We start from the raw sequence: 24,107 nt of genomic DNA, 5'->3' as shown, positions 1-24,107 counted from the left end.
TGGTTTAAAAAGGAAACAGAATGCCTAAATCTTCCGTAGCCGCTCCTAACAAGTCGGTTTTCCCTATTTCTTTGGGCTTAATTGTTGCCTCTATCGTATTGCTGGGCTTGGTTTTAATGCCCCCTTTGCCTGGTCTGTCGCTAGCCGGGCAGCGAATGTTAGCCATCTTAGCGTTTGCGGTGATTGTTTGGATTACAGAGGCCGTGACTTATGAGGTCAGCGCGATATTAATTACTGTACTGATCGCGTTTTTGATTGGCGCTGCGCCGCGGGTGGACAATCCAGAAGTGGTTTATGGTACGGCCGGAGCTTTGTCAATGGCGTTGGCGGGGTTTTCCGATCGCGCGTTGGCGCTCGTGGCGGCAGCGCTTTTTATTTCCGCTGGCATGACTTCTACGGGCTTTGATAAACGTATCGCGTTGGTCACGCTGTCTAAAATTGGCGCTAGCACGCAGCGCATTATGCTTGGCACGGTGTTGGTGACGGCAGTGCTTTCTTTAGTAGTACCTAGCGCTACCGCGCGGGGGGCATGCATGGTGCCGATTATGCTTGGGATCGTGTCCGCTTTTGGGTTAGATCGACGCTCTAATATTGCCGCTGGCATTATGATTGTAGTGGCGTTAAGCATCAGTATTTGGAATATCGGCATTCAAACTGCCGCCGCGCAAAATTTACTGACGGTCGGCTTTATGGAACGGATCCTAGGGCAGCGCGTAACTTGGGGCGAATGGCTGCTAGCCGGTTTGCCGTGGGCGGTTGTGATGTCGCTGATTCTGCTATATATCGTTCGCAAAATGTTGCCGCCAGAAACGGAGTCGATTCCCGGGGGCGCCGAGGCAGTGCGCCGAGCATTGGCGGAGTTGGGGCCGATGACTGCCGCCCAAAAGCGTTTAATGTTGGTTTCGTTGATGCTGCTTGCATTTTGGTCGACCGAAGGTAAATTGCACTCATTTGATACAACTTCAGTCACCTTTGTCGGGCTGGCTCTTTTGCTGATGCCACGGATTGGCGTGATGGATTGGAAAACGCTTGAAGCCCGCACACCTTGGGGAACTTTGATTGTATTTGGCGTGGGCATTAGCCTAGGAACGGCTTTGTTAACCACGCAGGCAGGTCAATGGCTTGGGGATCAAGTCGTGCATCATACGGGTATGGACGGGTTGAGTCCGGGTCTGATATTCGCCGTGCTGAGCCTGTTTTTAATTGTGATTCATCTGGGGTTTGCGAGCGCGACGGCGCTGACTTCAGCGATGCTGCCAATCCTAATTGCGGTATTGCAGACCTTGCCAGGAGATTTTAATCGACTCGGCTTGACCATGTTGTTAGGCTTTACCGTGAGCTTTGGTTTTATTTTGCCGATTAATGCTCCGCAGAATATGGTTTGCTTGGCGACCGATACTTTTACCACGCGACAATTTACCAAGATCGGTTTTGTCGTGACGGTGGTTGGCTATTTGCTGTTATTGGTTTTCTCGCAAACCTACTGGAAGCTCCTGGGTTGGATTTAATTTACGGTAACTGGCTGATCGCTGGCGGCGGGCATGGTATGTAGGGTGCGTATATTGCCGCCGGCCACGCCTAGCACCAGCCAGGTATTGTTTATTTCAACGACTATCACTTTTTCTTTTGACGTAAGCGCCGTGCTGCTGACGACTTTGATTAAGCTGGTGCGGCGTAGCGGCGGCCGCACGCCAAAGCGCCGGGCCACCCAGGCGCACCCATAGGCAAGCCCAATTACGGCAATCAGCCAAGCAATCGTCTGCCCTACGGAGCTCACGTTCACTGCACTGGGCAGGGGGGTGCTGTCATTGGCGAGAGCCGTAAACGGCAGCCATACGGCCGTTGCGAGGGCTTGAGATAACGCGCGGCGGACATGAATGCCATGCATGATGTAGCTCCGAGAGAGTTAAGTTTAATCAACAAATGCCCGTTCAACCACATAATGCCCGGGTTGTGAATGGGTGCCTTCGTTAAATCCCATGGCTTTCAGCAGAGCGCGCGTATCCTTGAGCATATGCGGGCTACCGCATAACATTAAGCGATCACGCTCAACTGAAAACGGGGGTAAATCTGTATCTTCAAATAGCTTGCCGTCTTGAATTAAATCCGTGATTCGGCCGCGATTGCGAAAGGGCTCGCGCGTAACCGTTGGGTAATAGATAAGTTGGTCCCGAATCAATTCACCAATATGTTCATTTTGCGGCAATGATTGCGTAATATATTCTTTGTATGCCAATTCATCAATAAAGCGGCAAGTGTGGGTTAGCACAATGCGTTCATAGTGACTATAGATCTCAGGGTCTTTGATAATGCTCATGAACGGAGCTAAACCCGTGCCGGTTGATAACAACCAAAGGGTGGAGCCGGGTAATAGATGATGCGTCACCAGAGTGCCCGTTGATTTTTTGCTGATATAGACGGAGTCGCCTATTTTCAAATGTTGTAGGCGTGAGGTGAGCGGGCCATCCTGTACTTTGATCGAAAGGAATTCTAAATTTTCTTCGTAGTTGGCGCTAGCCATGCTGTAGGCGCGCACTAATGGCTTATTGTTAACTTCAAGTCCGACTAGGGTGAATTGGCCGTTATCAAAACGAAAAGAAGGATCGCGTGTACAGGTGAAGCTGAAAAGCGTGTCAGTCCAATGGCGGATACTTAATACAGTTTGTGGGGTTAAATTGCTCATGATAAATCGGTCGTAGGTAGCAGCAAATAGCCTATCAATTAGGGTAGCCTTCATTCTACCCTTTATTCCAAATAAGAGTGATTCTCGTTCCTAATGCTGCGTTTTTATAGCGTTATTTTCTGCTGAATGGGAGTTGGGGGAGTGAGGCGCAAGCGCGCGATGTAAGGTAGGTGGTCGGATAACCAAGCTGCTTTGGAAGCGGGCATGAGCTCCAGCGGCGTAAATTCCCGCACAAACATTTTGTCAAGCGCTAAAGCGGGCGAGAAAGCCGGAAATGTTTTTGCTGTTTGCCCTAGCGTCATGGCGACTTCGCATAGACCTAAAGCATGAAAGATGGGAATTGAATCACTTTTCCAATCATTAAAATCGCCGGCGAGAATGAGGGGGCCGCTAGGCGCTTCGCGGGCAATCCAGTGAGCTAACCATTCCATTTGCCGCAAACGCGCAGCGCGGGTCAGGGCAAGATGTACACACAATAATATGACGGGCTGTTGGTTAACGATAGTGCGTGCTACCAATAGTCCACGTTGTTCAAAGCGATGGGCAGAAATATCCCAGCGTTCGCCTCGAGTGAGGGGGGAGGAGGAAAGAATCGCATTGCCATGTCGCCAGGAGGGTTTCTGCACATTGGGCCCAAGCTCGAGATGCAGTTGTAAGGCGATGGATATTTCAGTGGCGTGGCAATGCCAATCTTCGTCTGCGGTTGTAATTCTGGACTTGTTGCCCTCCGTGGTCGGCCTTGGCGCAGATCGGCGCTGCGCCATGGCTTCCTGTAAAAAATATACATCCGCAGGAATGCGTTGCATCCAACGCCGCATTGCTTGCCATGTTTGAAAACCTAGCGGCGAACGGCCTTTGTGTAAATTCCAGCTTACGGCAACAAATTCATGCGGATCGCGTGGCGCTGTGTGTAACGGAAATAGAGATTTCATGAATGGTTAAGGCGAGCCCGCAATCGATAAATAAGCACAGGGTTGCGTGGGAGAATTTGCCAGTCCGCCCAGTTATCTAAGGGCACGACGAAGGCTGGATGACTGGCATTGACGACGCGAGGAACCGCCAGCGCAGGACAGTCGAAGGCGGCTGATGTGTGTGAGGGGGCGAGTGTTTCGCGCGTCTCAAGAGTAAAGGTCACCGCTTGTTTGGTCGGGTTAAGGTTATCGGGCGTGATGGTAATGGTGCGGGATAATTCGAGCGCGGGTTGATTGCAATCGACCCTGGGTTGATCTGAATAGTGTTTGGTTTCAGTATGCGATTGGCCGAGTGGGGTCTGGCCGGCGAAGCTGGCAACCTGCTGTCCTTCCTGGATAATCTGTAGTTCCCAATGCACGATAGGGGTTGAGGGCTGGGCGCAAACGGGTGCGCTACCCCAAAAAAGCAGGCTACACAAGGAAGCCATCCGTATTTTATGAGAGAAACTATACATAATCCTTTCTATTCAAGGTTGAGCTGCGAATTAGCTTATATCCGCAAATGAATAATAAATAAAGCTACTATGCTATGCTGCGTTTTGCCGTTACGGGCGCGTCACAATAGTAACAATAACTGAGTCGCTATAGATTCAATGTCTGGAATCTCGCTTTACCATCTTAAGCGTTTAACTTAATACGCGGACTTTAAATTAGTCTGCGTAGTGAGTAAGGGCGCTGGATTTTTGACCTCTAATTGGAGCTTCTACATGCATAATAAATTTCAAAAGATGTTGCCCATCAGTACTGCTGTCATGCTGTCTATCGCTTTACCTACGATGGCGGCGGAGCAGGTGGTTAAAATTGGTCATGTTGCGCCACTCACAGGTAGTATTGCGCACCTTGGCAAAGATAACGAAAACGGAGCGCGTTTAGCGGTTGAGGAAATTAACGCTAAAGGTTTGATGATTGGCGAAAAAAAGATCATTTTGCAACTTGATGCGCAAGATGATGGCGCTGACCCGCGCCAAGCCACGCAAGCTGCGCAAAAGCTTGTCGACGATGAGGTTGTAGGCGTAGTTGGGCATTTGAATTCAGGCACTTCGATTCCCGCTTCTAAAATTTATAGTAATGCCGGAATTGTGCAAATTTCGCCTTCTTCAACTAATCCTCAGTATACCCAGCAAGGTTTTAAAACAACCTACCGCGTAGTCGCCACAGATGTTCAACAAGGGCCTGCGCTGGCTCGCTACGCCCACAGTGCCGGGTTAAAAAAGGTAGTAGTGGTTGATGATGCGACCGCTTATGGCAAAGGACTCGCTGATCAGTTTAAGAAGGCCGCGCAGGAAAAGGAAGGCTTGCATGTTTTGTTGCATGAGGCAACCAATGATAAAGCGACTGATTTCCGAGCTATTTTGACCAAAATCAAGAAGTTGCGTCCAGACGCTATCTTTTATGGCGGGATGGATGCGACCGGCGGACTCTTTGCATGGCAAGCGAAGCAGCTTCAAATTACAGCAAAAGTGCTCGCGGGCGATGGCGTCTGTACTGAGAATTTAGCCAATCTGGCGAAAGACGCGACAGATAATGTGATTTGTTCGCAGGCTGGCATGGCATTGGAAAAAATGCCGGGTGGCGCTGAATTTGAGAAAAAATATCTAAAGCGTTTTGAGACGCCGATTCAGATTTATGCGCCATTTACTTATGATGCTGTGTACATTATCGTTGAAGCGATGAAGCGTGCAAATTCAATTGATCCCGCAAAAATTTTGATGGAGATGCCCGCTACTAACCGCGTAGGCGTGATTGGCGAAACCAAATTTGATGAAAAGGGAGATTTGAAAGCGCCGGTCATTTCCCTCTACAATTACAAAAATGGAAAAAAGACTCTACTAAATACTGTTAAGATGTGATTTTTTCAGGCGGGCTTACCTGTGCGCGCATAAGCTTAGTGCCTGCGCGCCAGGCAAAGATAATATGAGGTATAATTCTGTTAAACAGATATAATCAGCTGGTAGATAGAAAAATTGCGTGTAGCTTAAAGTATTTGAGATTTTTTTGTGGATTTGAATTAGCGTTTTCGCAATCGTCTAGGTACGGAAACGGTTTTTAGATGTAAGGTTGGAGTCGACGTAAAAACCCAAAGAAATGCAGTGCTTTTATTTTGAAGGCATTAAAAATGCTTGGTTAAGCGGCTCGAGCTACCTAAAAAATCAGTTGATGAATTATATGAAGTTCATTGACGCAAAAATTAATAAAAAAATATTTATTTTTCTTTGCAAAATCAGAATTAATCTGTATATTATCGCCTAATTAATAACTTGAATGGCTGGACTCATAAAAAAGTCTAGACGTTCGCATTTTAACTTTGTGAAGGGAATGTCTATGTCTTCATATGAAGAATTGCTTGCGCAACAAGCAAAATTGGAAAAACAAATCGAAGAAGCTAAAGCTAAAGAATGTGCTGCAGTCATCGATGAAATAAAGAAAAAAATTGCTATCTTTGGGATTACACTCGATGAGCTTGGCTTAAGCAAAAAAGAGCTCAATCTGAGAAAATCGCATATGAATAAGCAGCGTGCGCGTACGCCTGTTGCGCCTAAATATCGCGATCCACAGACCGGTGTAACCTGGTCCGGGCGCGGCAAGCCACCTAAGTGGATTGTGGGTAAAGATCGGGGTTCTTATCTTATCTAAAACAGAGTTGAGTTTTAGTCAAAAAATTAAAGTGGTAGGAGCGCCTCAAATTTCTGTTTGAGGCGCTCCATGCGTTTCATTTTTGTCAGCAGCCCGGTTGATGTGCTCAGAATGTATGCTCGGCTGCTGGAAATACGCCCATTTTAACTTCGTGTACATAAGCTTCGACAGCAGCCTGCAAAATAGGCTGATTTGATGCCTGTCGCGCTTGCTCGCTGACGAAATTTTTTGCGAACCGCGGGCGTTTTCCTGTGGACACGCCTAGCAAATCGTATAGTACCAGCACTTGTCCAGAGCAGTCAGGGCCGGCTCCAATGCCAATCGTAGGAATCAGCAGGGCGTCCGTTAATTGTGCGCCAAGCGCCGTAGGCACGGCTTCTATGACTAACAATTGAGCACCAGCTTGTTGTAGCGCTTGTGCATCGCACAGCAATTGCTTAGCGGCTGCTCCAGTTTTGCCTTGTACCTTGAAGCCGCCTAATGCATGCACTGATTGCGGTGTTAAGCCAATATGAGCACAGACTGGAATTGAGCGTTCAACTAGAAACCGCACGATATCGCTTAACCACATCCCCCCTTCGAGCTTAACCATCTGAGCGCCTGCGCGCATCAAGGTGACGGCATTGGCAAATGCCTCACTGGGCGTAGCGTAGCTACCAAATGGCAAATCGGCAACGATGAGTGCCCGGGACTGACTGCGCGCAACGCAAGCCGTATGATAAGCGATGTCGGCAACCGTGACGGGAAGCGTAGTAGCATGGCCTTGTATTACATTGCCTAAAGAGTCCCCAATCAATAACACGTCGACTCCGGCCTGATCGAGGAGAGCGGCGAAGCTGGCGTCATAACAGGTTAACGCAGCGATTTTTTCCGCTTTTTCGCGCATGATTTGCAGGTGCGGCACAGTAATCGCCTGACGTGAATTTTCTGCTAAATAGTCCATATTGGGTCTGTGAATAAAAGTTGAGCTAGAAAAAGCGCTGTTGGGCGCATCAAATTGGATTAAATTTTTGTCTAAAACCTTATCAATGCGCTGTGCGGCAACCGCCGGCAAAAAGGCATCGGCTCGTCCACGCTGTGGAATTTCAAAATCAGCATTCAGTTCAAGTAAGGGCAGTAGCACGAATGCGCGCTCAGTCAAACGCGGGTGTGGAACAATGAGATTGGCGGTGTCAATCGAAAGCTGGTCGTAGAGCAAAATGTCTATATCCAGCGTACGTGGCGCATTACGGTAAGAGCGCAGGCGGCCAAAATAGTCTTCGCCCGCCGCGCATAATGCGAGTAGCTGGAAAGGCGAGAGCGTGGTTTCCAGCGCTAGCACGCAGTTGTAAAAATCATTGCCGCTGGCTTGTACTGGCGCACTACGGTAAAAGCTAGATTGGGCGCGCAGGGTGACATTCGCTTGCTGGGCCAGCCAGCCGATAGCGGCTTGTAGCGTTTTACGTGGATTGCCAAGGTTTGCGCCAAGACCAAGATAAGCGATCGACATAACTCACTTTTTTAGCTAATTGTTTTCCGCTTAATTAAGCGTTGACTTATCCGCATTTTAGGATTCTTTGGGCTTGGCGCGGCCACGTCTGCGGCGGCGTGGAGTAGTGGATTCCGGCCCGTCTTCTGTGAGCAAGGTTTCGCGCTGGGCGGAATCGGCTGCGATAAAAGCAGTCCACCATTGTGCTAAGGCAGGATCGAGTTCGCCTGATTCGCAACGCAACAGCAAAAAATCATAAGCCGCTCTAAACCGTGGGTGTTCCAGCAACTTGAACGCGTTACGGCCGCGCTTTTCAAGGCGAGGTTGCAAGCCCCAAATTTCTTTCATGTCTCCGAGATGGCGTCGTTGAATCGCCAACTTTTTCATTTGCGCATAGAGTGTTTCATCCATTGCGCGGTAGAGTGCAGGAATGGGATACTCATTGGCCTCTTTATATTTTTGCCAGTGCTCGCGTACTTCGTGCCATAACAAGGCCGCGAATAGAAAACTAGCGGAGACATATTTACCTGCACGAATCCGCTCATCGGTATTATGGAGCGCAAGAGTAATAAATTTTTCACTTTGCGGTTGCTCAAGGCCGGCATCAAGCATGGGCAATAAATCATCGTGCAGCCCGGCGGCACGCAATTGGCGCAAACAGTCGAGCGCTTGACCGCATAGCAACAGTTTGAGGGTTTCATCAAACAGTCGAGCGCTGGGTACATTGCCGAGCAATTCGGCGAGTGAGCTAATTGGCTTGCCTGTAGCCTCTTCAATTTCGAAGCCGAGTTTTGCCGCAAAGCGTACAACGCGCAACATCCGCACCGGATCTTCGCGGTAGCGAGTAGCTGGATCGCCAATCATGCGCAGGAGCCGAGCGCGAATATCAGCCATGCCATTATGATAATCGAGCACCGTTTGCGTGGCCGGATCATAGTACATGGCATTGATGGTGAAATCGCGCCGCGCCGCATCTTCGTGTTGCAGGCCCCAAAGATTGTCGCGCAGAACGCGTCCGCTGGCATCGATTGCATGGAGATGATGGTCTAACTCCCCACGCCGCGCGCGTGCTCCCGAGCGTGCAGGCAAGGCTGCGTTGGTTAACGCGGGCGGTGCGGCGGGCGTGCTTAAACTTGCACGGAAAGTCGAGACTTCAATAATTTCTTGTCCGAATGGCACATGAACAATTTGGAAGCGTCGACCAATTAAGCGCGCTCGACGAAATAGTTTTTGTACTTGTTCAGGCGTGGCATCGGTTGCTACATCAAAATCTTTCGGGGCAACGCCCAATAGCAAATCACGTACGGCGCCGCCAACAATAAATGCATTGTAACCTTCTTGTTGTAAGGTACTCGTCACGCGTAGCGCATGACGCGAGATTAACGCAGAATCTATTTGATGGATACGGGCCGGTACGCTCACCGGTAGTTTTTTATGAGGCGCCTGTTTGGCAGCACGACTTAATGTGGGCAATTCAGACTGGCCCAATAGTTTGCGAATAAATTTTCTAATCACGAGGTTTTGAATAAATCTAAAATACGCCATCCTTTCGATTGAGCATGAGCACGCAGCTTGTCATCTGGGTTAGTCGCAATCGGGGTGCTGACTTTTTCGAGTAACGGAATGTCGTTGTGTGAATCGCTATAAAAATAGCTTTGTTTAAAACTTGTCCAGTTTTTATCAAGCGACTGTAGCCAAGCTTCAGCGCGTATGATTTTACCTTCACGATAACTGGGCAAGCCATTAATTTCGCCTGTATAGGCAGCCGTTGGATCGCCATTGAGCGTAGCCGGCTCAGGTGCGATGAGATGATTAATGCCGAAAGCGCGAGCGATAGGCGCCGTAACAAAACTATTGGTTGCCGTCACAATGCAGCATACATCACCGGCGGCCTGGTGGCGCTGGATGAGGGCAAAGGCAGCCGGGCGCAGCAGCGGGGTAATGATTTCTTGCATAAATTGGGCATGCCAGGCGGCTAATTGCGCGCGCGAATAACGCGCCAGCGGCGCTAGCGCATAACGCAGATAGGCGTGAATATCGAGCCGGCCTGCTTGGTAGTCTGCATAGAAGCGTTCATTCTCAAGCTTAAAATGGGTCGCATCGACTAACCCATGGCGTACGGCAAAGCAGCCCCATTCGTAGTCGCTATCCGCTGGAATCAACGTATGGTCGAGATCAAATAGGGCAAGGTTCATCATAACCGGCATTTTACTCGAAGCACGGAGTTGCGGTGAGTGTCGTCATTTCTTGATGCGATAACATTGCGCGGAGTAACGGCAGTGTGATGGGTCGGTGTCGTTCCAAAGAAAAACGGTCAAGCGCATCGAGCAAGCCGATTAAGGTTCTCATATCACGTCTGAAGTGCGCCAGTAGATAAGGCGGCACATCTGCTGCGAGCGCGATGCCGCGTGCTTGAGCGGCGCGCGTCAGGGCGGCCATTTTGCCCACATCATCGAGGGGCATAAGTTGGTATACCAGCCCCCAGCCAAGTCGGGTGCGCAAATCTTCGCGCACCTTGAGTAAGCGTGGCGGCATCTGGCCCGTTGCGACAAAAGCACAGTGCGGGTGAGCCTTAATTTCATTAAACAAATTGAAGGCGGCAATTTGCTGGATGGGCGAGAGCATATCGCAATCATCGATTGCATAAAGGGCCAAGGCTGGATCAAATTCAAACGCAGCTAAGCTCGCGCATGGTCCGGCAAGACGAGCGCGACCCGGGCCTGCGCGGTGACACAGCGCATGGAGTAAATGACTGCGCCCGTTCCCCGCTTCACCCCATAGATAGAAAAAGCGCTCGGCGGCATAATCATTCCCTGGAGCTTCATTCAGTGCGGCAAGCCGCGTAACAAGCTCGGTATTTGCGCCGGTGATGAAATTATCAAACGTAGCGCTAGGCGGGTCCCCGAAATCAAGCAATAACTGGCGCGACACAAATATAAAAAGAAGGTAAAAAATAAAAAATAGAGATAAAACCCACAGTCTGTTATTTATGGAGTGGGAACATCGGTTAAAATCCGTATTCTACCGGACTTCTCGAAACGGCTATTTCCGTTGCGTTGGATTGCATGAATTCATCAAATTTTGCTAGACCCTCAGGCCTGACCTATAAAGATTCAGGCGTTGATATAGAAGCTGGCGATGCGCTGGTTGAACGCATTAAGCCGTTCGCTAAACGCACGCTGCGCGCAGGTGTATTGGCCGGCATTGGCGGCTTTGGCGGGCTATTTGAGGTGCCCAAAAAATATCAAGAACCCGTATTAGTGTCGGGTACGGATGGTGTGGGCACTAAGCTTAAACTGGCTTTTCAGCTCAATCGGCACGACACAATCGGACAAGATTTGGTCGCCATGAGCGTGAATGATATTCTCGCACAAGGGGCTGAGCCACTCTTTTTCCTTGACTATTTTGCTTGCGGCAAGCTTGAGGTTGAGACCGCGGCGACGGTTATCCAAGGGATCGCGGCAGGTTGCGAGCTCGCGGGTTGTGCCTTAATTGGCGGCGAGACGGCTGAAATGCCAGAAATGTACCCGGCGGGCGAATACGATTTAGCCGGTTTTGCTGTGGGCGCGGTTGAAAAAAGCAAAATCATTGATGGTCACGCGATTGCGGCCGGCGATGTCGTGCTTGGCCTTGCCTCAAGCGGTATCCACGCAAACGGTTATTCGTTGGTGCGGCGGATTCTCCAGCAGGAGCAGGTTGATTTAGCGGATCAGCTGGATGGCCATGCATTGGCTGACGCACTGATGGCGCCTACGCGCATTTATGTCAAACCAGTGCTGGCTTTGCTTGAAAAAATAACGGTCAAAGGCATCGCGCATATTACGGGTGGCGGTTTGCTGGAAAATATTCCACGCATGCTCGCCGATCCTTTATGCGCTGAGCTGGATCAGCATGCTTGGCCGTTGCCGCCTTTATTTAGTTGGTTAGCGGAGCGGGGTGGCGTTGCTGATGACGAAATGCACCGCGTGTTCAACTGTGGCATTGGGATGGTGCTGGTGGTCTCCGCGCAGCACGCGCAAGCGGCGCTAGCTGAGCTTGCCGCTGCAGGTGAAACCGCCTGGCTGATTGGCAAAATTCGCGCGCGGGTTGAAGGCGAAGCACAAACGATAGTTATTTAACGCTGGAGCAGCAATTTTAAGAAAGCCGGGTTGATAAAAATCTTTTCTCGGCCAACTTGGGTTGCTTGCAATAAGCCAATATCAGATAGCTGCTTGAGATAGATGGAAGCGTATCAAATATCATATGTCGATTTTATCGCATTTCATCGACATATAAATCCGATATGTTTAAGTGCTCGACATATTTAACATGTCCAATTTATACTTTTATATATAAGTTCAGTATTTAAACGCGCGGCGCGCTATTCTTTGGTCGAGTAAACACTGGTTTTTGGTGAGGTTCAACCCCGCGGCTAACGCATTCATCAAATTGACATAGCGACAGACGAGGTTCTAATTGCGGAAAAGTCTATGTTCTAATTCTATTAATCGGTAAAAGGATAAGCACCCCAAATACGCATCACGTTTGTTATGACTTGTGCGCTGAGATCAGGTGCGCAGCAGTCAAGCACCAGGCGTTTATCTATTGCACGCAACCAAGTTAATTGTCTTTTACAAAGCTGACGCGTAGCAACTATCCCCTGCTCGCGCATTGTGGCCTGGTTGATTTTGTCTTCCAGATACGCCCAGATCTGACGATAGCCCACGCAGCGCATAGCAGGTAAGTCTGGATGCAGATCGCCACGAGCTCGTAAGCGCGTTACTTCAGCTACGAAACCCGCCTCGAGCATGGCGTCAAAGCGTGTTTCGATACGTTTATGCAATACACTCCGGTCGGACGGCTCAAGTGCAATGGGCAAATAATCATAAGGCGCATTGACATGCTCTTTAACTGCCAGTAACTGAGACATGGGTTGTCCGGTCAGCAGCCATACTTCGAGTGCGCGTTGAATGCGCTGTGCATCATTGGGCGCCAGCCTAGCTGCCAGCGCGGGATCGCAGGTGGCCAGGCGCGCATGTAAAGCAGGCCAGCCGTCACGAGCGGCTTCACGGTCAAGCGTTGCGCGCACCTGCGGGTTCGCTTCGGGCAAAAGAGCGAGCCCTGCGGTCAGCACTTTGTAATACAGCATCGTCCCGCCAACTAATAACGGCCGTGCTTTGCGTGCATAAATTTCACCAATTAAGCGTTGCGCATCTGCTTTAAAAGCTGCGGCGGAATAAGTCTGAGCAGGATCAAGAATATCAATCAGATGGTGCGTAACCAGGGCGCGCTCGGCACGAGAGGGTTTGGCCGTGCCAATATCCATTTCTCGATACACTAAAGCCGAGTCGAGGCTGATAATTTCAAGCGGCACGTGTTGAGCAAGACCTAACGCGGCGGCTGTTTTACCAGATGCAGTCGGGCCCAGCAGGCAGATTACAGGAGGATAAGGCGGCCGATCTTGAGCGTGGTGTTGAGTGACTAAGTTCATTGTCCACGCATAAAGAGCCGATCTAGATCAGTGAGTGAAAGCTGATACCAGGTAGGTCGTCCGTGATTGCATTGATTGGCGCGCGGGGTCCTTTCCATTTGCCGCAGCAGTCCATTCATTTCATTCAACGTTAAGCGTTGGTTCGCTCGCACTGCGTGGTGACAGGCCAACGTGCCGAGTAGTTCATGTTGGTGTTCAAGCAATATTCGTGAGCCACCATGAGCATGCAGATCTTCTAACACAGCATGCGCAAGGGCGGATAAATCAGCGCCTTTAAGCAGCGCGGGGACGGCCCGAATAGCCAGTGCTGTCGGAGATTGGATCGTAATATCAAAACCCAGAGCGGCTAGCGTCGTTTGATTCTCCTCGACGGTGCCAATTTCAACCTCGTTGGCAGGGATAGATAATGGCAGCAACAAGGGTTGCATCGCAATCGAATGTTCAGCTAGTGCGGTTTTGAATTGCTCATAGATCACTCGTTCATGGGCGGCATGCATATCAACCAACACCAGGCCAAGCTTATTTTGGGCGAGAATGTAAATATTATGCAGTTGGCCGAGTGCGAATCCTAGCGGATGATCTTCATCGGCAGTGGCGTTTGCAGAGGAGGTAGTCGTAGAAGGTATTTGTCCACGCGTGGACTCAGTGTCAGGCTCAGTTAAATGGGTTGGATTTAAGTGAACAGCCGCATCGTTTGCATTTGGGCGCACAGACGGAGCGGACTCTGTCTGTGCTGCAGAGGTGGTTTCAAGATGCGTCGTATTTGGGTCGATTTTACGCGGGCCAAAGAGCGCGTCATAAACGGCAAGAGGTTGTTCTACCCGGGTTTGAATTGGCAGCATACCTTGTCGCATGCGTGCTTGCGGTAGCCAAGCTGGATTGGTTACCGATGCGCTTGAGGTCGTTGAGTCGCTCAGTGGCGCAAGATGTGTCGCGTGTCCGCCTGCTGTAGTGGGTTGCGAAATCCCCGCCTGCTGTGCGAGCGCGCGCTGCACAGCATGAAAGATAAATTGATGGATTGAGCGAGAATCGCGGAAACGGACTTCAATTTTAGATGGATGCACGTTTACATCAACGGATTCGGGCGGGACCTCGAGCATCAGCACATAGGCTGGATGGCGTTCTCCATGTAAGACATCTTCATAGGCAGAGCGTACCGCGTGCGTAAGTAATTTGTCCCGCACAAAGCGGCCATTGACGAAAAAATATTGCTGATCGGCTCGTCCGCGGCTGGTTGTAGGCAGGCCAACAAAACCATTCAACGCAATTGGTCCGGCTTGTTCTGCCAGCGGCAAATGGGCTAGGGCAAAGGCCTCGCCAAGGATTTTGGCGACGCGGAGCGAGGCCGCGCCAGCATTCCAATGCTCGACGGCGCGGCCATTATGGTGCACCGAAATGGCAACTTCTGGCCGCGCCAGCGCCGCGCGACGAATCACATCTAGGCAATGGCCGAATTCAGTTTGCTCGCTTTTTAAAAATTTGCGGCGGGCTGGCGTGTTGAAGTACAGCTCACGGACCTCGATCGACGTGCCAATTCCTCCGGCTGCAGGGGCTAGTGCGCCGGTTTGCGCATCAATTGACATTGCATGTGGCGCTTCGGCGGTGCGGCTCGTGAGCGATACTTGCGCTACGGAGGCGATTGAAGCCAGCGCTTCGCCACGAAAACCCAGCGTGCGCACGGCTTCTAGTTCCGCCAGAGAATGAATTTTGCTGGTGGCATGGCGCATCAACGCAAGCGGTAGCTCATCTGGCGCAATCCCGTTACCATCGTCAACTATGGAAATACGTTTTACGCCCCCCGCTTCAAGTGAAATGCGCAATGATTGTGCGCCGGCGTCAAACGCATTTTCAATCAGTTCTTTAACCACCGAAGCAGGACGCTCAACCACTTCGCCGGCTGCAATTTGGCTGATTAATTGATCGGGCAGCGGCAGGATAGACCGTGGGCGTATAGTTGTCATAGGGGGCGAAAGCGAAGAGAATAATTGGAATTATAAGTTGTCTGCGTCTGCGAAAAAATAGATATATTTACGCAGAGTTATTTAATTCGTTGATATGTCGCAGGTGAATGCGCGTTGCCATTTTGAGTTATGCAAGAAAGTTGCAGCGCCTCAGAGGCCGGCCCAGAAACTTCGACGCAGATTGACCCCTCTAATTCCGGTATGATTGGTCCTTTGAAAATTTCAGGAGAAAGGCTTGGAAACGCTGTTGCATTTTGCTGGAATGTTGCTCCATATCGATCGTTTTTTGGGAACTTTTATTCAGCAATATGGTGCATGGATTTACGTTGTACTGTTTTTGATTGTATTTTGCGAGACAGGTTTGGTGGTTTTTCCGTTTTTGCCTGGTGATTCATTACTCTTCGTGGGCGGGGCTTTTTGCGCCATGGGGGCGATGTCGCTACCGGTTTTGATCGTGCTGTTGCTGATCGCAGCAATCGTTGGAAATACGCTGAACTACCGCATCGGTCATTTTATTGGGCCTAAAATATTTGCCTCGAACTACCGTTGGCTTGATCGCGCTGCCTTGATGAAAACCCAAAATTTCTACGAACGGCATGGCGGCAAAACGATTGTATTGGCGCGTTTTATCCCGGTGGTAAGAACCTTTGCGCCCTTCGTTGCTGGCCTATCCAAAATGCGCGCAGCGCGGTTTCAGCTATTTAATATATCAGGTGCGCTGCTGTGGGTGTTCAGTCTTGTGTTAGCGGGATATTTTTTCGGTAATCTGCCCTTTGTCAAACAATATTTGAATGTGATCGTATTGGTTGGTGTGGCGACCGCAGCCGTGCCGGTATTCGTTGGCTGGCTTTGGCAATGGCTGCGACCCAAGCGCTAAAGCATTTTGTTTTTAGCCAGCGGTGGATTGGCTGAAAAGTAACGCTTAATGCCGCGCAAAATCGCATTCGCCATTTGCTCACGATAGGCAGGCGTATTCAGTTTAACCTCTTCTTCGGGGTTACTGATAAACGCAGTTTCCACTAAAACGGACGGAATATCGGGCGCTTTTAATACAGCAAAGCTGGCTTGTTCGACCGCATTTTTATGGAGCTTGTTAATCCGTCCGATTTCGTTAAGCACGTAATTGCCATAGCGCATACTGTCGTTTATTTGCGCTGTGGTCGACATATCCAGCAAGGCGTGTGATACCGCTTTATCTTGTGTTTTAATATTCACGCCGCCGATTAAGTCGGAGGTGTTTTCTTTATTGGCAATCCACTTTGCGGTCGTGCTAGAGGCGCCATGGTTCGACAATGCAAAGACCGAAGAGCCGTGGGCCTTGGGGGTGATAAAGGCATCCGCGTGAATTGAAACAAATAAATCCGCTTCAACCCGACGGGCTTTTTGCACGCGGACATGCAGTGGCACGAAATAATCATCGTCGCGCGTCATCATCGCGCGCATATTCGGCAGCGCATCAATTTTTGTGCGCAAGCGGCGGGCAATATCGAGCACTACATTTTTCTCATAAGTCCCTTTTTTGCCGATCGCGCCAGGGTCTTCGCCACCATGTCCAGGATCAATGGCAATCGTGAGCAGGCGCACTGTATGTGCTTTAGCTGGGGTTTGTTGACTCAAGCTATATTTATCATCGCCCGCGCGCGTGGAAGGCGCTCGAGCCGTGTCTTGGGGATTTTTCTGTTGCGCGAGTAGATCTGACGTTCCTGAGGAGGGAGTCTCGCCCTTTGCAAAGCGCTCAAAAAAAGCATCGCTTGGATCTAAAGGGGCCGACGTTTTGGGCCCGGTAAGGCCGGGCGGGGCATGGGGAGCGTTCACCATGGCCTTTGCTTCGGTCTTAGCGATTAAATCCAGCAGTGGATCGGGTGGGATGGCTGGGTATAAATCGAACACCAGTCGATGGCGATAGTTGCTAATGGGTGGCAGCGTAAAGACCTGAGGTTTTACGGCGTCTTTTAAGTCAAGCACGAGCCGCACTGTATCGGGCGTAAATTGTCCCACGCGTACTTGGCGAATTTGCGGGTCATTCGGCGTGATTTTTGCAACCAGCGCTTTTAGCGTGGTATCCAGCGTAAGGCCTTTAAAATCAACTACAATTCGCTCGGGTTCTTGCAACAGCCGAGAAGTGTAAGCGAGCGGCTGATCTGATTCTATGGTTAGGCGCGTGTAATCTCGTGCTGGCCATACGCGAACGCCAAGAATTGATGCTGCATATGCAGATTTGGGCAATAAGCCGAGGAGTAAAACTGAAGCGCCAGCGCATAAAAGCTGACGCCGTCGCCAAATAGGTGGCGTAGTGGTGTTAGATTCAAATGAACGAAAAGGTTTGATTAACATCGAGCAAGGCATTCTTTTCCGGTGTGACTCAGTGCGCGGATCAGCAAGCGCCGCCCAGCGCCTGCGAGTTCAAGCGTAAACTCAAGATCGGGCGCGCCCAGTAAGTCTCCTGCTTGTTGCGGCCATTCGATTAGATAAAGTGCGCGCATATTAAAATATTCCCGAAACCCAGCATCCACCCATTCGGTTGGATGGGCGAAGCGATACAGGTCAAAATGGAAAATATTGAGCGGTAAATCAACATTTGACTGAATGATCTGACTAGAATCTGCTGCGAGTTTGGCAACTTCAAGCGTGTAAGGTTCAACTAGAGTGTAAGTTGGGCTGCGCACTCGGCCAGTATAGCCCAGTGCGCGCAGGGTGGCGCGTACCAGCGCGGTCTTGCCCATGCCGAGCTCGCCATAGAGGTGTACTTGTAACCCTGGAAAATCTGTGGTGTACAGTGTCATTAGCGCGTGTGCGAAGCTTGCGCCAAACTTCGCAGTGGCCGCCTCATCGGGTAATTCAAATGAGCGCTCAAGTAATGAAACGGTTTTAACTGCGGTCGCGCGCATACGTAAAATATTCAGATGAATGCAAATGTAGATAATTTACCAGACAAACCTAAGCAAGTGACGCCTTTGGGCGGCTCTCAACTTGACGCGGGCGCACTGGCCGCGCTCGTGCCGCGGATTCGAGCCTGGGCGCAGGAGTTGGGTTTTAACGCGCTAGGTATTACTGACACCGATTTATCGGCGGCTGAGCCAGGCTTTTTAGCGTGGTTGGCGGCAGGTTTTCACGGTGAAATGGATTATATGGCGAAACATCGCGCGCAACGCTTACAACCCGCTGAATTAGTCGCGGGCACGGTTCGCGTGATTTCTGTGCGCATGCCCTATTTGCCAGCGCAGACTACGTTAAATAGTGAAGCCGAGCAGGGTGCAGCACAGGCGGATTGGCGTGCGATTGAAGCGGCTCGCCTGGAGGATCCAACCCAGGCCGTTATTTCGATCTACGCGCGAGGGCGCGATTACCATAAGGTATTGCGCCAACGGCTACAAAAACTGGCGGATCGGATTCAGGTTGAAATTGGCCCTTTTGGTTATCGAGCCTTTACTGATTCTGCGCCGGTGTTTGAAGTGGCGTTGGCGCAAAAGGCCCACCTCGGCTGGCGTGGCAAGCACACTTTATTATTACACCGCGATGAGGGTTCATTATTTTTTTTAGGTGAAATTTTTGTTGATTTACCCTTGCCGGTTGATGTGCCGCAGTCGTCAGCGCCAGCGCCTCTAGAAAACTCAGACAACCCGCAACAAACTGAGGATGGCGCGTATTGCGGTCGTTGTACGCGTTGCATTGATGTATGTCCAACGGGCGCGATTGTTGCGCCTTATCGACTTGATGCGCGCCGTTGCATTTCTTATCTGACGATTGAATTAAAAGGCAGTATTCCCGAGCCTCTGCGCCCTTTACTGGGTAACCGCGTTTATGGGTGCGATGACTGCCAGCTAGTTTGCCCGTGGAATAAGTTCGCTCGTCCAAGTAGTGTGGGAGACTTTGCTGTACGTAATAAATTAGACCAGGCGTCATTAATTGAGCTGTTTGCCTGGAGTGAGTCCGACTTTGAGACGCGGCTTGCAGGTAGCGCTATCCGTAGAATAGGTTATCAACGCTGGTTACGCAACCTAGCTGTGGGTTTAGGCAATGCACGGCGTGCTGCTTGGGCAGCAGGCCGTAATCTTGAACATCGGCAACTCACTCAGGCGCTGCACGAACGCGCACAGGATTCATCCGCGTTGGTGCGTGAGCATGTGCAGTGGGCGTTATGCCAATAAAAGCTAAAAAAGCTTACTGAGTGCTGGCACTGCAGTTAATAAAGCGGCTGTGATCAAGCCATGTTTGATGGTTAAATTAAGTCCAAATTTTTCCAATTTGGAGTCAAAGCGTTCCTCCATTAAGTGCATGTCTTTGCGTAAAGTTTCATGGTTGATGTCCATGTCTTTACGCAAAGACTCATGTTTAGCATCCATGTCTTTACGCAGAGACTCATGTTTAGTATCCATGTCTTTACGCAGAGATTCATGTTTAGCATCCATGTCTTTACGCAGAGATTCATGTTTAGCATCCATGTCTTTACGCAAAGATTCATGTTTAACATCCGTGTCTTTACGCAGGCCACTTATTTCACGTTGCAGATCTTCTTTAGTGACCAGCTCTTGCAGATTATCGTTAAAAATTTCGGCCAAAATTTCAGCTCCGGCTTCTGCTTGGTTCTGTGGAACACCGATTCCTATAAGGCGTTTAACTAATTTTAAAGTATCAAAAGCGGTAATAAACATTGCGAGTTCCTTCAGCTCTTTCAAAGTTAAGACGTGTGCCATTTTTCCGTTCTACCCAATAATTTTTTGATCCCTTTGCTGTCGATATAAGGTTGATGCTGCTCCGTAACAAAGCAACTGTAATTAACTTTTATAGGTTAATTGTAAACTATAAATGATAAATTTCAAGCGTTTTTTTAATATTTAAAGTGTCGCTAGATGGAGTAAATTAAAACAGACGTTGGCAATAGTTTTAGGATTGTTTTAGAAAAAATCGTGCGGATTCATATTTGCGTTTTATGGTACCTACGCAAGGCTGATTCGTAAGAGAGTTTTAGATCGGCCACTATAGTTTGATAAGTTTTGCTAAGCTTTATAGCTTCAAAGAAGTGAATTTCATGGCTACCTGAGCTATAAAGAAACTCTGATGAGGTATTAAAAGGAAAGGTTAAGCCAATGCACCCGATTGCTACATTTAACGCCGTATTTACTACGCCATTCGGTAAAGTGGGGCTGCGCACGGAAGCGAATGCGATATGTGAAATTGTCTATTTGCCGAACACGGTTCAGGAAGTGTCGCCCAACAATGCGTTGGCGCGCCAGGCTGTGCGTCAAATTGAACGGTATCTTAAACAACCTAGCGCCACTTTTGATTTGCCACTGGCTACAGTAGGGAGCGTTTTTCAACGTCGTGTGTGGCAAGCGATCAGTGAGATTGCGCCAGGGACCGTGCAGACATATGGACAACTTGCGCGCTTAATTGGTAGTGCGCCGCGCGCCGTGGGGCAGGCCTGTGGCTCGAATTACTTTCCGTTAGTGATTCCTTGTCACCGCGTGGTTGGAGCAAATGGCATTGGTGGCTTTGCCCATCATGCTGGCGACGGATACTTTCGTACGGTGAAGCGCTGGTTGCTCGCGCATGAAGGAGTTAACTATAACTCTGACTCAGTCAGCTCTATTTTTAAAAATAAATAACCCATGGTAATAAACGCAATAACTAAACCCAATGCAGCCGAGGTGTGCGTTCTCAATGCCAGTCTAGCGTCGATCGATACGTTTTGCGATACCTTATGGCTTGAATATGGGTTGGCAAAAAATACGCTTGAGGCGTATCGGCGTGACTTAAGGCTTTTCGCTGAGTGGCTTGCTGAGCGTGAGGCAACCATGCTGGATAAAGTCAGTGAGGCGCAGTTAAGCGCCTATATTGCTGCCCGCAGCACAGATAAAGCGAGTTCCGCCAATCGACGGCTTTCGGTTTTCCGGCGTTATTGTGCTTGGGGGTTGCGCGAGCGGCGGCTAACGGTTGATCCTACGTTGAAAATCCGGGCGGCTAAACAGCCTATGCGTTTTCCCTCGACTTTGTCTGAGGCGCAGATTGAAGCGCTGTTAGCGGCGCCAGACCTAACCACGCCTTTGGGTTTGCGCGATAGGACGATGCTGGAGCTTATGTATGCAAGCGGTTTGCGTGTCTCCGAGTTGGTGATGCTGAAAACCGTTGAGGTCAGTCTAAACGATGGTGTCGTGCGGATTTTGGGTAAAGGTGGGAAAGAACGATTGGTTCCATTTGGCGCGGAAGCGCAAGGCTGGATTGAACGCTATCTGCACGTGGCGCGCTTTGCGCTTTTGCAAAATCGAGCAGCTGACGCATTGTTTATTACGGTACGCGGCGCGGGTATGACGCGTCAGCAATTTTGGCACATCATTAAACATTATGCGCAGCTAGCAGGGATCCATGCTCCGTTATCTCCCCATACATTGCGCCATGCTTTTGCTACCCATCTGTTGAATCATGGCGCGGATTTACGCGTGGTGCAGCTTTTGCTTGGCCATGCTGATATTTCTACCACGCAGATTTACACACATGTCGCTCGTGAGCGGTTGAGTGTATTGCATGCCATGCATCATCCGCGTGGCTAACTGATGTCTGAGTGCGGGGTTAATCGCTATAATTGAGTTTTTCAGCCGCCACAAGTTAAGCGTATTGTGGTGGTCCATCCTATTTCCAATTGCTGGAATCCTTTCAAATATTAAACAGGAAAATCCATGAGCTTTAATCACATCCCCGCTGGTAAAGACTTGCCCACTGATTTTAATGTCATCATCGAGATTCCCGCGCAGAGCGAGCCAGTCAAATATGAGGCCGACAAGGAGCTTGGTTTGCTGGTGGTCGATCGTTTTATTGGCACGGGTATGCGTTATCCAGCAAACTATGGTTTTATTCCGCAAACGCTCGCCGGTGACGGAGATCCGGTGGATGCGCTAGTGCTTACGCCTTTTCCGCTGCTGGCGGGCTCACTGGTGCGCGCCCGTGCGCTTGGCATGTTAAGAATGACGGATGAGTCCGGCGTGGATGCAAAATTAATCGTAGTCCCAGTTGATAAAGTCTGTCCAATGACGGCGCATCTTAAAACGATTGAAGATGTTCCAGCCTATTTAAAAGATCAAATTCGGCATTTTTTCGAGCACTATAAAGCGCTGGAAAAAGGTAAATGGGTGAAAGTGGAAGGCTGGCAAGGCTTAGATGCAGCTCACCGCGAAATTAGCGAAGGGGTTGCTAATTACCGTCAGTAAAGCGTTGCTGTAAGGCGCGTTTTAAAATCTTCCCGCTGGGAGCTGTAGGTAACGCTTCAAGTAAGTGGATCTCAGCCGGTTGTTTGTACGGCGCGAGGCGTGCAGCGCACCAGTTAGCAAAGGTTTGCGGGGTGGCGTGGAGACCCGGTTTCAGCTCGATAAAGGCGATGATCTCTTCATCGCTGGCCAAAGGGCGTCCAACCACGGCTGAATGCATGACATCTGGATGGCTATTTAAAACCTGTTCGATCTCGGCGGGATAAACATTAAATCCCGCGCGAATGATCAATTCTGTGCAGCGGCCCACAATATGTAATGCATGATTCTCGTCCTGGCGGGCCAAATCGCCCGTTTTAAGCCAACCCTTAGTAATCGTGTTTTGCGTTGCAAGCGGGTCGCGGTAATAGCCAAGCATGACATTCGGTCCTTGTACCCATAACTCGCCGACTTTGCCATTTTTGAGAAGAGCGCCATCGAGCCCAACAATGCGGACTTGAATGCCTGGAATCGGAGGGCCCACCGAAGTATCGGCAGGCGGAAGGTCAAGTCTGGTTTGGGCAATGGTTGGGCTACTTTCAGTCATGCCGTAGCCATTATGCAGCGGCATACCGTAGAACGCTTCAGCGCGTCTTTTCAGCGTGAGATCGAGCGGCGCACCACCTGAGTATACAAAGCGTAGCTGTGGCGCATGCCAGCGCTCGGGGTGCGTTTGTGCATATTCGATTAATTTTGCATGCATGGCTGGCACCCCTTGTAAAATCGTGATGCTTTCATGCGCTAGCGCATCGCATACGCTCTCAGGTGAAAAACGGGGCGCCAACCGTAAGCTTGCGCCAGCGAATAATGTGCCGAGGCAGACGGAAGCCAGTCCGTACACATGCGAGATAGGCAGCACGGCATATACGACATCGCTAGCCGTCACGCGGCGTAATGTGCTTGAGACTGCGGCAATAAAAAGTAAATTGTGATGCGATAGCATCACGCCTTTCGGCGCGCCTGTCGTGCCTGTCGTATAGAGCAGCGCAGCGCACTGCTGGGAGGCATCCGTATGAGGATTTTGAGGCCCAGGCAGAGCTTCATGCAGCCTTAGCGGGTTGTCTAGAGAGCGAGGGTTGAGGCTTGCCTTGGTAAAAGCCAGAGCGCCAATGTCAACAGCTACGCAATCAAGAGGCTGTGCGTGATCGTGTTGAGCGTGTTGTTGCGCAGAAGGGGAGGCTTCAAGAGTATAGATTGAAAGTAGCGGGTTTGCGTGCGCCCGAATCCGGTCAATTTCAGCGCTCGTTAGTCGAGCGTTCACGGGAAGCGGCCATGCATTGAGCCGTGTAATCGCGAGCATCAGTACAATTAGCGCTATGCAATTCTCATTGATGACCATAATCCGATCATTTTCTTGCACGCCCATTAGACGCAGTTGCTGTGCCATGGTATCAATCGCGTCTCGCAAATCTGCATAGCTTAAATGGCGGTGGTTTTCGATCAGCGCAAGAGCGGTGGGATGACGTTGAGCGATGCGTGCGGGCAGTTCATCAATCCGTTTAGGTAAATTAGCAAGCAGGGTCGGCAGGGATTGGAGGTCGCCAAAATCGCATGACGCAGCGTCTATTGCCTGGTTGTGTGTGCTGTACATAGGTTGTGGCGAGCTCATCCTTCGCGGGCTAGTCAGGTTTCTATAATTTGGCATTCAGCTGAGATTAGCGAATGGTTGAGCTATTTTAAAT

The 24,107-nt window shown here is 50.1% G+C and carries 24 protein-coding genes and 1 pseudogene; 9 read left to right on the top strand and 16 right to left on the bottom strand.

What is annotated here, in order from left to right:
* The first annotated feature begins 20 nt into the window (after nt 1–20).
* Complete coding sequence (locus MCB1EB_RS11170; protein WP_045364223.1) at nt 21–1,508, top strand: DASS family sodium-coupled anion symporter; 1,488 nt, start codon at nt 21–23, stop codon at nt 1,506–1,508.
* Here the strand turns inward: MCB1EB_RS11170 and fliO are convergent.
* The 4 genes from fliO to MCB1EB_RS11150 form a co-directional block, all read right to left on the bottom strand.
* A complete protein-coding gene (gene fliO, locus MCB1EB_RS11165) occupies nt 1,505–1,888 on the bottom strand; it encodes a flagellar biosynthetic protein FliO (protein ID WP_052393933.1) in 384 nt (127 codons plus the stop codon). The two genes, MCB1EB_RS11170 and fliO, sit on opposite strands and share 4 nt — an antisense overlap.
* Before the next feature lie 24 nt (nt 1,889–1,912).
* The gene (locus MCB1EB_RS11160; RefSeq protein ID WP_045366187.1) at nt 1,913–2,683 is read right to left on the bottom strand and encodes a ferredoxin--NADP reductase; all 771 of its coding nucleotides are present in this window, start codon (nt 2,681–2,683) and stop codon (nt 1,913–1,915) included.
* 104 nt (nt 2,684–2,787) lie between these two features.
* Nucleotides 2,788–3,615 (bottom strand): endonuclease/exonuclease/phosphatase family protein, encoded by an 828-nt coding sequence (locus tag MCB1EB_RS11155; protein WP_045364225.1) that lies wholly within the window; start codon nt 3,613–3,615, stop codon nt 2,788–2,790.
* A complete protein-coding gene (locus tag MCB1EB_RS11150) occupies nt 3,612–4,109 on the bottom strand; it encodes a hypothetical protein (protein ID WP_126354029.1) in 498 nt (165 codons plus the stop codon). The genes MCB1EB_RS11155 and MCB1EB_RS11150 overlap by 4 nt, the downstream gene beginning before the upstream one ends.
* 252 nt (nt 4,110–4,361) lie before the next feature.
* Here MCB1EB_RS11150 and MCB1EB_RS11145 point away from each other — a divergent pair, with 252 nt between their 5' ends.
* Together MCB1EB_RS11145 and MCB1EB_RS11140 are read left to right on the top strand one after the other, a co-directional pair.
* Nucleotides 4,362–5,504, top strand: a complete 1,143-nt coding sequence (locus MCB1EB_RS11145; protein ID WP_045364231.1) for a branched-chain amino acid ABC transporter substrate-binding protein — start codon at nt 4,362–4,364, stop codon at nt 5,502–5,504.
* Between the two features lie 472 nt (nt 5,505–5,976).
* A complete protein-coding gene (locus tag MCB1EB_RS11140) occupies nt 5,977–6,288 on the top strand; it encodes an H-NS histone family protein (RefSeq protein ID WP_026921610.1) in 312 nt (103 codons plus the stop codon).
* 106 nt (nt 6,289–6,394) lie between these two features.
* On the opposite strand, the gene panB is transcribed toward MCB1EB_RS11140, so the two are convergent.
* The 5 genes and pseudogenes from panB to hda all read right to left on the bottom strand — a co-directional run bounded on the left by panB (nt 6,395) and on the right by hda (nt 10,693).
* On the bottom strand, nt 6,395–7,231 hold the full coding sequence (panB, locus tag MCB1EB_RS12475) for a 3-methyl-2-oxobutanoate hydroxymethyltransferase (protein WP_045366190.1): 837 nt from the start codon (nt 7,229–7,231) through the stop codon (nt 6,395–6,397).
* 165 nt (nt 7,232–7,396) lie between these two features.
* A pseudogene (folK, locus tag MCB1EB_RS12470) lies at nt 7,397–7,777 on the bottom strand (2-amino-4-hydroxy-6-hydroxymethyldihydropteridine diphosphokinase); the annotation flags it as partial.
* A 57-nt stretch (nt 7,778–7,834) separates the two neighbouring features.
* Nucleotides 7,835–9,271, bottom strand: a complete 1,437-nt coding sequence (pcnB, locus tag MCB1EB_RS11130; RefSeq protein WP_045366193.1) for a polynucleotide adenylyltransferase PcnB — start codon at nt 9,269–9,271, stop codon at nt 7,835–7,837.
* Nucleotides 9,268–9,954 carry a histidinol-phosphatase gene (locus MCB1EB_RS11125; protein WP_045366196.1) on the bottom strand — a complete coding sequence of 229 codons (687 nt, stop codon included), beginning with the start codon at nt 9,952–9,954 and terminating at the stop codon, nt 9,268–9,270. The genes pcnB and MCB1EB_RS11125 overlap by 4 nt, the downstream gene beginning before the upstream one ends.
* Nucleotides 9,955–9,964: 10 nt before the next feature.
* Complete coding sequence (gene hda, locus MCB1EB_RS11120; RefSeq protein ID WP_052393935.1) at nt 9,965–10,693, bottom strand: DnaA regulatory inactivator Hda; 729 nt, start codon at nt 10,691–10,693, stop codon at nt 9,965–9,967.
* A gap of 128 nt (nt 10,694–10,821) precedes the next feature.
* On the opposite strand from hda, the gene purM reads away from it, so the two are divergent.
* Complete coding sequence (purM, locus tag MCB1EB_RS11115) at nt 10,822–11,874, top strand: phosphoribosylformylglycinamidine cyclo-ligase (RefSeq protein WP_045364235.1); 1,053 nt, start codon at nt 10,822–10,824, stop codon at nt 11,872–11,874.
* Here the strand turns inward: purM and MCB1EB_RS12675 are convergent.
* From MCB1EB_RS12675 to mutL, 3 genes are all read right to left on the bottom strand, one after another.
* Nucleotides 11,871–11,978 (bottom strand): hypothetical protein, encoded by a 108-nt coding sequence (locus MCB1EB_RS12675; RefSeq protein ID WP_348535746.1) that lies wholly within the window; start codon nt 11,976–11,978, stop codon nt 11,871–11,873. The two genes, purM and MCB1EB_RS12675, sit on opposite strands and share 4 nt — an antisense overlap.
* 261 nt (nt 11,979–12,239) lie before the next feature.
* The gene (gene miaA, locus MCB1EB_RS11110) at nt 12,240–13,226 is read right to left on the bottom strand and encodes a tRNA (adenosine(37)-N6)-dimethylallyltransferase MiaA (protein WP_045364237.1); all 987 of its coding nucleotides are present in this window, start codon (nt 13,224–13,226) and stop codon (nt 12,240–12,242) included.
* Entirely contained in the window at nt 13,223–15,187 is a 1,965-nt protein-coding gene (mutL, locus tag MCB1EB_RS11105; RefSeq protein WP_045364239.1) for a DNA mismatch repair endonuclease MutL, read from the bottom strand. Before mutL ends, miaA begins: the two co-directional genes overlap by 4 nt.
* 235 nt (nt 15,188–15,422) lie before the next feature.
* On the opposite strand from mutL, the gene MCB1EB_RS11100 reads away from it, so the two are divergent.
* Complete coding sequence (locus MCB1EB_RS11100; RefSeq protein ID WP_045364241.1) at nt 15,423–16,064, top strand: VTT domain-containing protein; 642 nt, start codon at nt 15,423–15,425, stop codon at nt 16,062–16,064.
* Here MCB1EB_RS11100 and MCB1EB_RS11095 read toward each other — a convergent pair.
* Both MCB1EB_RS11095 and tsaE read right to left on the bottom strand, forming a co-directional pair.
* Complete coding sequence (locus MCB1EB_RS11095) at nt 16,061–17,521, bottom strand: N-acetylmuramoyl-L-alanine amidase (protein ID WP_431311514.1); 1,461 nt, start codon at nt 17,519–17,521, stop codon at nt 16,061–16,063. The two genes, MCB1EB_RS11100 and MCB1EB_RS11095, sit on opposite strands and share 4 nt — an antisense overlap.
* Complete coding sequence (tsaE, locus tag MCB1EB_RS11090; protein WP_045364246.1) at nt 17,515–18,075, bottom strand: tRNA (adenosine(37)-N6)-threonylcarbamoyltransferase complex ATPase subunit type 1 TsaE; 561 nt, start codon at nt 18,073–18,075, stop codon at nt 17,515–17,517. The genes MCB1EB_RS11095 and tsaE overlap by 7 nt, the downstream gene beginning before the upstream one ends.
* A 15-nt stretch (nt 18,076–18,090) precedes the next feature.
* Here tsaE and queG point away from each other — a divergent pair, with 15 nt between their 5' ends.
* Nucleotides 18,091–19,335 carry a tRNA epoxyqueuosine(34) reductase QueG gene (gene queG, locus MCB1EB_RS11085; protein ID WP_045364249.1) on the top strand — a complete coding sequence of 415 codons (1,245 nt, stop codon included), beginning with the start codon at nt 18,091–18,093 and terminating at the stop codon, nt 19,333–19,335.
* 3 nt (nt 19,336–19,338) lie between these two features.
* On the opposite strand, the gene MCB1EB_RS11080 is transcribed toward queG, so the two are convergent.
* Nucleotides 19,339–19,839 carry a coiled-coil domain-containing protein gene (locus MCB1EB_RS11080; protein ID WP_161566222.1) on the bottom strand — a complete coding sequence of 167 codons (501 nt, stop codon included), beginning with the start codon at nt 19,837–19,839 and terminating at the stop codon, nt 19,339–19,341.
* Nucleotides 19,840–20,274: 435 nt separating this feature from the next.
* Here MCB1EB_RS11080 and MCB1EB_RS11075 point away from each other — a divergent pair, with 435 nt between their 5' ends.
* The 3 genes from MCB1EB_RS11075 (at nt 20,275) to ppa (ending at nt 22,389) form a co-directional block, all read left to right on the top strand.
* A complete protein-coding gene (locus tag MCB1EB_RS11075; RefSeq protein ID WP_045364252.1) occupies nt 20,275–20,793 on the top strand; it encodes a methylated-DNA--[protein]-cysteine S-methyltransferase in 519 nt (172 codons plus the stop codon).
* 3 nt (nt 20,794–20,796) lie between these two features.
* Complete coding sequence (xerD, locus tag MCB1EB_RS11070; RefSeq protein ID WP_045364255.1) at nt 20,797–21,735, top strand: site-specific tyrosine recombinase XerD; 939 nt, start codon at nt 20,797–20,799, stop codon at nt 21,733–21,735.
* Between the two features lie 126 nt (nt 21,736–21,861).
* Nucleotides 21,862–22,389, top strand: a complete 528-nt coding sequence (gene ppa / locus MCB1EB_RS11065) for an inorganic diphosphatase (protein ID WP_026921599.1) — start codon at nt 21,862–21,864, stop codon at nt 22,387–22,389.
* Here ppa and MCB1EB_RS11060 read toward each other — a convergent pair.
* A complete protein-coding gene (locus MCB1EB_RS11060) occupies nt 22,373–24,034 on the bottom strand; it encodes a class I adenylate-forming enzyme family protein (protein WP_232034113.1) in 1,662 nt (553 codons plus the stop codon). The two genes, ppa and MCB1EB_RS11060, sit on opposite strands and share 17 nt — an antisense overlap.
* Nucleotides 24,035–24,107 lie beyond the last annotated feature (73 nt).

This window comes from Mycoavidus cysteinexigens, assembly GCF_003966915.1.
In the GTDB taxonomy this organism is placed as follows: Bacteria; Pseudomonadota; Gammaproteobacteria; order Burkholderiales; family Burkholderiaceae; genus Mycoavidus; species Mycoavidus cysteinexigens.
This window is presented reverse-complemented; position numbering and strand designations above follow the sequence as displayed.

Excerpts from the sequence above, each read along its gene's own strand:
- MCB1EB_RS11080 (WP_161566222.1), bottom strand. The coding sequence starts at position 19,839 with ATGTTTATTACCGCTTTTGATACTTTAAAATTAGTTAAACGCCTTATA.
- fliO (WP_052393933.1), bottom strand. The coding sequence starts at position 1,888 with ATGCATGGCATTCATGTCCGCCGCGCGTTATCTCAAGCCCTCGCAACG.
- tsaE (WP_045364246.1), bottom strand. The coding sequence starts at position 18,075 with ATGCGCGCGACCGCAGTTAAAACCGTTTCATTACTTGAGCGCTCATTT.
- MCB1EB_RS11140 (WP_026921610.1), top strand. The coding sequence starts at position 5,977 with ATGTCTTCATATGAAGAATTGCTTGCGCAACAAGCAAAATTGGAAAAA.
- MCB1EB_RS11155 (WP_045364225.1), bottom strand. The coding sequence starts at position 3,615 with ATGAAATCTCTATTTCCGTTACACACAGCGCCACGCGATCCGCATGAA.
- MCB1EB_RS11075 (WP_045364252.1), top strand. The coding sequence starts at position 20,275 with ATGCACCCGATTGCTACATTTAACGCCGTATTTACTACGCCATTCGGT.
- queG (WP_045364249.1), top strand. The coding sequence starts at position 18,091 with ATGAATGCAAATGTAGATAATTTACCAGACAAACCTAAGCAAGTGACG.
- MCB1EB_RS11160 (WP_045366187.1), bottom strand. The coding sequence starts at position 2,683 with ATGAGCAATTTAACCCCACAAACTGTATTAAGTATCCGCCATTGGACT.
- MCB1EB_RS11145 (WP_045364231.1), top strand. The coding sequence starts at position 4,362 with ATGCATAATAAATTTCAAAAGATGTTGCCCATCAGTACTGCTGTCATG.
- MCB1EB_RS11170 (WP_045364223.1), top strand. The coding sequence starts at position 21 with ATGCCTAAATCTTCCGTAGCCGCTCCTAACAAGTCGGTTTTCCCTATT.
- MCB1EB_RS11125 (WP_045366196.1), bottom strand. The coding sequence starts at position 9,954 with ATGATGAACCTTGCCCTATTTGATCTCGACCATACGTTGATTCCAGCG.
- MCB1EB_RS11095 (WP_431311514.1), bottom strand. The coding sequence starts at position 17,521 with ATGTTAATCAAACCTTTTCGTTCATTTGAATCTAACACCACTACGCCA.
- MCB1EB_RS11150 (WP_126354029.1), bottom strand. The coding sequence starts at position 4,109 with ATGTATAGTTTCTCTCATAAAATACGGATGGCTTCCTTGTGTAGCCTG.
- miaA (WP_045364237.1), bottom strand. The coding sequence starts at position 13,226 with ATGAACTTAGTCACTCAACACCACGCTCAAGATCGGCCGCCTTATCCT.
- panB (WP_045366190.1), bottom strand. The coding sequence starts at position 7,231 with ATGGACTATTTAGCAGAAAATTCACGTCAGGCGATTACTGTGCCGCAC.
- purM (WP_045364235.1), top strand. The coding sequence starts at position 10,822 with ATGAATTCATCAAATTTTGCTAGACCCTCAGGCCTGACCTATAAAGAT.
- ppa (WP_026921599.1), top strand. The coding sequence starts at position 21,862 with ATGAGCTTTAATCACATCCCCGCTGGTAAAGACTTGCCCACTGATTTT.
- MCB1EB_RS11060 (WP_232034113.1), bottom strand. The coding sequence starts at position 24,034 with ATGAGCTCGCCACAACCTATGTACAGCACACACAACCAGGCAATAGAC.
- xerD (WP_045364255.1), top strand. The coding sequence starts at position 20,797 with ATGGTAATAAACGCAATAACTAAACCCAATGCAGCCGAGGTGTGCGTT.
- mutL (WP_045364239.1), bottom strand. The coding sequence starts at position 15,187 with ATGACAACTATACGCCCACGGTCTATCCTGCCGCTGCCCGATCAATTA.